This is a genomic window from Micromonospora sp. NPDC001898, assembly GCF_042891255.1.
Classification (GTDB): Bacteria; Actinomycetota; Actinomycetes; order Mycobacteriales; family Micromonosporaceae; genus Micromonospora.
Genome location: NZ_JBIATC010000009.1, coordinates 117056 through 123148, shown reverse-complemented (window position 1 = coordinate 123148; position 6093 = coordinate 117056). Strand labels below are relative to the sequence as shown.

General features: G+C 67.9%; 6 protein-coding genes. 2 read left to right on the top strand and 4 right to left on the bottom strand.

The features are described 5' to 3' along the window. Positions 1-152: 152 nt before the first annotated feature. The gene (locus ACFYZF_RS20380) at positions 153-2171 is read right to left on the bottom strand and encodes a ricin-type beta-trefoil lectin domain protein (protein ID WP_387022976.1); all 2019 of its coding nucleotides are present in this window, start codon (positions 2169-2171) and stop codon (positions 153-155) included. Between the two features lie 120 nt (positions 2172-2291). Between ACFYZF_RS20380 and ACFYZF_RS20375 the strand changes: the two genes are divergently transcribed. After that, positions 2292-2600: a hypothetical protein gene (locus tag ACFYZF_RS20375; RefSeq protein WP_387022974.1), complete on the top strand. Its 309-nt coding sequence runs from the start codon at positions 2292-2294 to the stop codon at positions 2598-2600. A gap of 166 nt (positions 2601-2766) precedes the next feature. Further along, positions 2767-3729, top strand: coding sequence for a prenyltransferase (locus ACFYZF_RS20370; RefSeq protein ID WP_387022972.1), 963 nt, complete (start codon positions 2767-2769; stop codon positions 3727-3729). Positions 3730-3812: 83 nt separating this feature from the next. On the opposite strand, the gene ACFYZF_RS20365 is transcribed toward ACFYZF_RS20370, so the two are convergent. The 3 genes from ACFYZF_RS20365 to ACFYZF_RS20355 all read right to left on the bottom strand — a co-directional run bounded on the left by ACFYZF_RS20365 (position 3813) and on the right by ACFYZF_RS20355 (position 6037). Then, the gene (locus ACFYZF_RS20365) at positions 3813-4583 is read right to left on the bottom strand and encodes a hypothetical protein (RefSeq protein WP_387022970.1); all 771 of its coding nucleotides are present in this window, start codon (positions 4581-4583) and stop codon (positions 3813-3815) included. Positions 4584-4946: 363 nt separating this feature from the next. Next, complete coding sequence (locus ACFYZF_RS20360; protein ID WP_387022968.1) at positions 4947-5504, bottom strand: DUF2087 domain-containing protein; 558 nt, start codon at positions 5502-5504, stop codon at positions 4947-4949. A gap of 65 nt (positions 5505-5569) precedes the next feature. After that, positions 5570-6037 carry a DUF6204 family protein gene (locus ACFYZF_RS20355; protein WP_387022966.1) on the bottom strand — a complete coding sequence of 156 codons (468 nt, stop codon included), beginning with the start codon at positions 6035-6037 and terminating at the stop codon, positions 5570-5572. Positions 6038-6093: the final 56 nt, after the last annotated feature.

The following is a 6093-nucleotide window of genomic DNA, read 5'->3' as shown; positions in this document are numbered from 1 at the left end:
CGCCCCGGGGCGCCCCCTCGTTCGGGGGGAGGGTCCTCGGGCCCGGCCCCTTTCGCCGGCCGTGGGGGGTGGGGGGGGGGTCCTTCAATCCCCGGGGCGGGCCCCGCGGGGGGGCCCCGGGCCCGGGCCCCCCCACGGCGGACTCGGCACGGCTATCCGTTGAGGACCCAGGTCTGGTTGGGCTCGGCGTGGCAGTCCCAGATCTGCAGCCGGGCGCCGTTGGAGTTGTTGACGTCCACGACGTCCAGACACCTGTTGGACTGCGGGTTGACCAGAGTGCCGGCAGTGGTGGCCGTCCAGCGCTGGGCGGCGTTGCCGTTGCAGGTCGTGATCTGGACCCTGGCGCCGTTGTTCGTAGCCGCTCCGCTCACGTCGAGACACTTCCCGAGCGAGCGAAGTGTCCCGTCCCCGGGGCGTGACCACTGCTGGTTCGGTTCGCCGTGGCAGTCCCAGATCTGCACAGGCGTTCCGTCACCGCTCTGCTTGTCGACGACGTCGAGGCAACGGCCGCCCAGACCCGTGACCGTCCCGGAACCGGTGGGCGGCGGGGTCGTCGCGGGCGGGGTGGTCGGGGGCGGGGTCGTGGCCGGCGGCGTCGTCGTCGCGGGCGGCGTCGTCGGTGGTGTCGGGCTGCCGCTCCAGGTGAAGGTGGCCGTGGTCCGCGCCGGCATCGTGTAGGTGAACGATTGGCCACCCGAGTTGACCTTGACCGGCTGGGCGTTGGCGGCGGGGTTGTGCACGATGAGCGCCTTGGATCCGTCGGCGTTGCGCCACGCGACGTTCTGCACGCCCCAGGTCTCGGTGGAGTCGATCCGCTGCGCGCCGGGGCGGACGAACTTCGTCAGGTGGCCGGTCGTGTAGTACTCGACGGTGTAGTCGACCTGACCGGCCCGTGCTCCGCCTTCCTGCACGGTGATCAGGCCGGTGCAGGCGTCGCACCCGCCGTTGTGCGGGCCGTGGTTCTGGTTGACCGCGAGGCTCCATTTGATCAGGCTGCTGCTGTAGTTGCGGGCGTAGTTGACGATGTCGCTGAGATCCTCGTTGTGCTGGTTGCTGATCCAGGTCCCGCCCGAATGCTCCGTGCTGAACTGCCGCACATTCGGGAAGTCGTGGTGCACCACGGTGCCGATGTCGGGCTCGCCCCAGTAGCCGTGCCAGGCGATGCCGCCGAAGAGCGGGTCGGTCCGGATGGCCGGATCCTGCAGGAGGTGCTGGCCGAGGGTCCAGTAGTCGCCGTAGTTGAAGTCCTGCACCATCACCTTGGTGGTGAGGCCGGCGGCCCGCAGCGCGAGGTAGACGTGATTCTTGGTCAGGTCGATGAGCTGGTCGGGCGTCCAGGCCATACCCGGGTAGTTCATCTCCGTGGGGTTGTCGGCCTTGCAGCAGTTGGGTTCGTTCTGCACGGAGATGTAGTTGATCGGCACGCCGGCACGGGCGTACGACTGGATGTACTTCACCAGATACTGGGCGTAGAGCGCGTAGTACTGGGTCTTCAACGAACCCATCTGGTCCATCCGACCGTTGGTCTTCATCCACCCCGGCGCACTCCATGGCACACCCTTGACCCGCAACTCCGGGTTGAGCTGCTTCGCCTGCTGAGTGAGCAGGCGCACGTTGGTGTCATAGCCGTTCGTGTCGAAATCGGACAGGTCGCAGCACGTGTCGTCGAGCGACGTGTTGCCCGGCCGGGACAGGTCGGAGGCGCCGATCGGGTTGCGCACGAACGACAGCCCGATGCCCGTGGTGGGACTGAACAGCTTGGTCATCACCGCATCGCGGGTCGCGGCGCTGACGACACCACCGCGAAGAAGGTGGGCGGTCGTGTCGGTGATCGACGCGCCGCCGCCTTCGAAGGTCTGGTAGCGGACCGAGTCGTCGACGGTGATGGTCTGGTCGGCGTTCGGGCTGCTGGCGGCGAACCCGACCGGTGTCTGCTGCTGTAGTCCGCGCGTGACCGTACGGCCGGCGGCGTCGGCCGTGGTGGTGAGATGGACACCGACAGAAACCGGCGCGGCGAAGGCGGACGGGGCGGTGGCCACGGCGATCCCGGCGGCTGCCGGCACGCAGACGGCGAGCAGGGCGGTGGCCAAGCCGCGGTGGCGTGGACGTCGGGTGGCGGTGGGTGGGCGGCTGGTCGGCAGGTCGTGCGGCGGATTCCCGGACAGGGACAAGGGGGACTCCTTCCACGGAAGCAAGAACCAGCGGCAAGCCGACGGGACGGATCGACTCGACGCGGCGCGGAAACGGGAGCGGGACGGACAGCCATCGACGCGACCCTTGCAGGAACATCAATGAGTGCTGATCAAAGCAACGTTCAATGGTTTAGTCAAGACGCAAAAAAAGCTGTCTGCGGCTGGTTTGGCGCGATTCGTCTTCTCGGCTTCGATGAATCGCGTCTGACGCGGATGCGGATCGGTCAACCGGATGTCCCCCCAGGTGCAGCCGGCGCTCGCCTCGACACGGTCGCCCGATGTCGCCTCGCGATGGGCGGACAACCACGGGCGGCCCGTCCGGTCCTCGGCGAAATGGGCGTGTCCGCCGAAGGGGGTATCGAGCTTTTTCCGGACAGATCGTTTCCGTTGCCGTTCCCCGAGATATAGGTTGCTGCCACTGTCTGACTACGGGGAGGCGTCCATCATGGCCGCGATGCGGGAATCTCAATTGGTCCCAGGACCTCGTCAAGCTGCCGCCGGGCGGGACGGAACTTCCTGGAGGGGTTTCCTCCGGCTGGCCCGACTGCGCTTCCTGTTGTACAACGTCCTGCCGGTGGGCCTCGCCGTGGCGGTGTCGGTGCACCAGGGCTACCCGCTCGATCTCACCTGGTACGTCGTCGCGCAGCTGTTCGCGTGGACGGTCCACGTCATGACCCACTACTGCAACGAGTACTTCGACCTGGAGGCCGACCGGGCGAACGTCTACTTCACCCCGTGGACGGGCGGCAGCCGGGCGCTCGTGGACGGGTCCGTCGCGCCCATGGTGTCGCTCGGCGCCGCGTTCGTACTGTTCAGCGCCTCGACGCTGATGGTGGCCGTCATGCCGACCTGGCAGGCGCGCGTGCTCGCCACCGCGGCCGTGGTGCTGGCCTGGTTCTACACCGCGCCGCCGCTGCGGCTGAACTATCGGGGCGCCGGAGAGCTGACGGTTGCCGCGATCCTCAACGGCCTGTGGCCCGCCGTCGCGGCAGTGCTCCAGACCGGCACCGTACCGATGCTGCTGCTGGCGGTGCTGGCGCCCACTGCGGTCCTACAGGTGGCCCGGATGATGGTGATGAACCTGGGTGACCGCCGGTCGGATGCGATGGTCGGCAAGCGCACGCTGCCTGTCATCGTCGGTTACCAGCCGGCGGTGCACCTGATCGTCGGCGGGCAGTTGATCGCGTACGCGATGCTCACCGTCCTCGCGCTGCTCGGCTGGTTGCCGTGGCTGGTCTGGGCCGCGATGGCCGCCACCGCGCCGCTCTCGGTCTGGCTCGTCAGGCAGCTCCGTGGCGGCGCGATGCGTGACCTCGACCCCAGGAGCATGACACCGGTGGTGTTCTGGGCCTCGAACCACGTGTCCCTGATCGTCGCGGCGGCGATGCTGGGCGTGATCCTGGACGCGGCGCGTCGCTCCGCCGACACCGGTGCGCTGGCGCTGCTCGGCGCGGTCCTCGCCGGCTACGGGCTGTTGTTCGCCCACCGGTTGTGGTTGGCCCGCAGGTCCTCAGGGCAGGGGCGGGCCCGCCCCTGAGCTGCCCTGGCCGGAGCGAAGAACGGTGGAGGGTTGGGTTGCTGGCCAGCCCTCCACCGTGCGGTTCTCGGTTCCCGTGCTGGCTATCCGCCGTACTCGACCGTCCAGTTCTTGCCGTCGAAGGTGGCGATGGCCTTGGTTGCCCCGTCCGGGAACTGCAACTGGTAGGGCCTGGTCAGAATGTCCTCGCTGACGACCGTGCCGGCCTCGTAACTGCCGAAAGCGAGCCAGTAGGTCGGGGTGATCTCGAATTGGACGCCGGTGTCCGGCTGCGTCGAGACCACGAACGTTCCCGCCCCCGACATTCCGATGCCGACACTTCCCTGATCGGACGAATCCGGGCCGGGGGCCGTGTCGTCCTCGTTGATGACAAGCGACCCGCTTGCGGCCCCTGAGGTCGGCTTGCCGAATTCAAAGCCGTCATCGATGTACGAGAGGGAAACCGTGTTCGCGGTATCGAGATCGGCCGGAATGATCTGCCCCGCATCGTAGTTGACGCCGGGCTTGAGTGTTCCGGTCTGACCCCAGACGAAGTTGTAGTCCACCGTCCACGAGAACGTGACGCTGGTGCCCGCGTGGCACATCTTCGACAGCCAGGCCAGCGAGTGTACGTCCGACGGTTGGGTCGGCTGCTGCTGGAACACGATGGCGTTCTCGTCGTCGATCGCGGAGTTGTTGACGATCGTGACGCTGTACGACGTTGCGGCGAGACCGGTGGTGCTCCGACTTTCTGACGCCGCATTCGCTGTGGCTTGCGCCGAGGGCGTCACTGCCGCGCCCAGCAGGGTCACGCCCAGGGTTAGGCCCAAGGCGGCAAGCCCCTTCCGTCGGCTCACCGACGTTTTATCCATCATGCGTTTCTCCTGGAATTCCGGGCACCAAAAGATGCGTTGGGAACGCAATCACCATCGCCGTGAGCGACTACGTGGAACTTTCGCGGGTCGCTGGCTTGGATACTAGGGGTGGTTCATCGATGATCGCAAGGGCGTTCATTGCGTGAACCAGAAGGCAGAAAAGTCGTCAAGAGATTGACGGTCATGAATTATTGAAAGCGGGAAAAATGTTGCCGCTCACAACTTGCTGCCCGCACCTTGTTCGGTGCAACGGCAGGCGCCGGGCCCGATCTCACCGCCGGGACCGAGCGCCGCGGGGAGGACGTGTGCCCGACCACGCCGATCGCGTCGTCCTCGACGTCTCGGGGTCACCACGTCTCGGCGTCACCGCGTCTTGACGGGTCCGCCCGGGGTGACCAGCACGTACCGCCCGGAGTTCCGCCGCAGGACGCCGCCGTCGACGAGGAGACGCCGCAGCTGGACGGCGTCGACCGCTCCGCCCGCGCACCAGGGCCGCAGGCGGTCGGTGACGTGGCGTTCGTCGTACTCGTCACCGGGGACGAAGGCGGTCTCCGCGACGTGCCGCAGCACGGCGCGGCGGGCGGTGGCGTCCTCCTCCGGCAGGTGCACGAGGACGTCCCCGCGGACGAAGCCGCGCAGCTGTGGGTCGGGCTGCTCGGCGACGGCCTGCTCCTCCTGCCGGAGGGTGGCCACCGCCGCCACCGCGGCGAGGGTTTCCTCGTTCACCGCTACGCGACCGGGACCGTCGGACCTGAACAGCCCGGTCCGGAGGAGTTTCCCGATGGCCGGGGCGGCCTTCGACGCATCGAGGCCGGAGGCGGCGAGGATCTCCGTGGGTGTCGCCCCGCCCAGGTCCACCGCGCAGAACACCCGACGCGGGGTGGGTTCGGAGAGCAGGAGGGTGAATTCTTCAGGGGTCATGAGACGGCTCGCGTCCTTTCGACGAGTGCCCGACGGCCTGACGTGCCGGGGCGTGTGCCGACGGGTCAGCGTCCCCGCCGTCGGAGCATGTCCTCAAGGTCGCTGGAGACCGAGTGCAGGTCGGTGCTGTCCGCGCCGAGCTTGCGGACGGCGGCCGTGGCGGCCTTCTCTGCCTTCTCGAAGACGACTGCCTCGCTGTCGTCGGGGGTGACGGGTACGAGGCAGCGGAAGGTGAAGATGCGCAGGGGCCGTTCGTAGGTCACCGTGCCCTCGTCCGTGAACCTGGCCGCGAAGAGGTCGTGCTCGTCGGCCCGGGCGAGCAGCGAGGCACGTTGCTCCTCGGTGAGCGGGGCGAACTTGCCGCGGACGATGACCTTGTAGGTGTTGCTGCTCATGGCGACGGGATCTCCACATCGGGGTGTAGTGGTGGCGGCCCGGCCGCCCGGGGCGGACGGCATGGGACGTCGGGAGTCGTCGGGCGGGTCGGGGCGGCAGGTCCGCTCGGCGGTGGCGGCCTCCTCGAACGCGTTCAAATACAAAATCATATCCTAATACACTCCTGTATCTGAATGGCGGCGGTGGTCGGAGG

Excerpts from the sequence above, each read along its gene's own strand:
- ACFYZF_RS20375 (WP_387022974.1), top strand. The coding sequence starts at position 2,292 with ATGAGTGCTGATCAAAGCAACGTTCAATGGTTTAGTCAAGACGCAAAA.
- ACFYZF_RS20365 (WP_387022970.1), bottom strand. The coding sequence starts at position 4,583 with ATGATGGATAAAACGTCGGTGAGCCGACGGAAGGGGCTTGCCGCCTTG.
- ACFYZF_RS20360 (WP_387022968.1), bottom strand. The coding sequence starts at position 5,504 with ATGACCCCTGAAGAATTCACCCTCCTGCTCTCCGAACCCACCCCGCGT.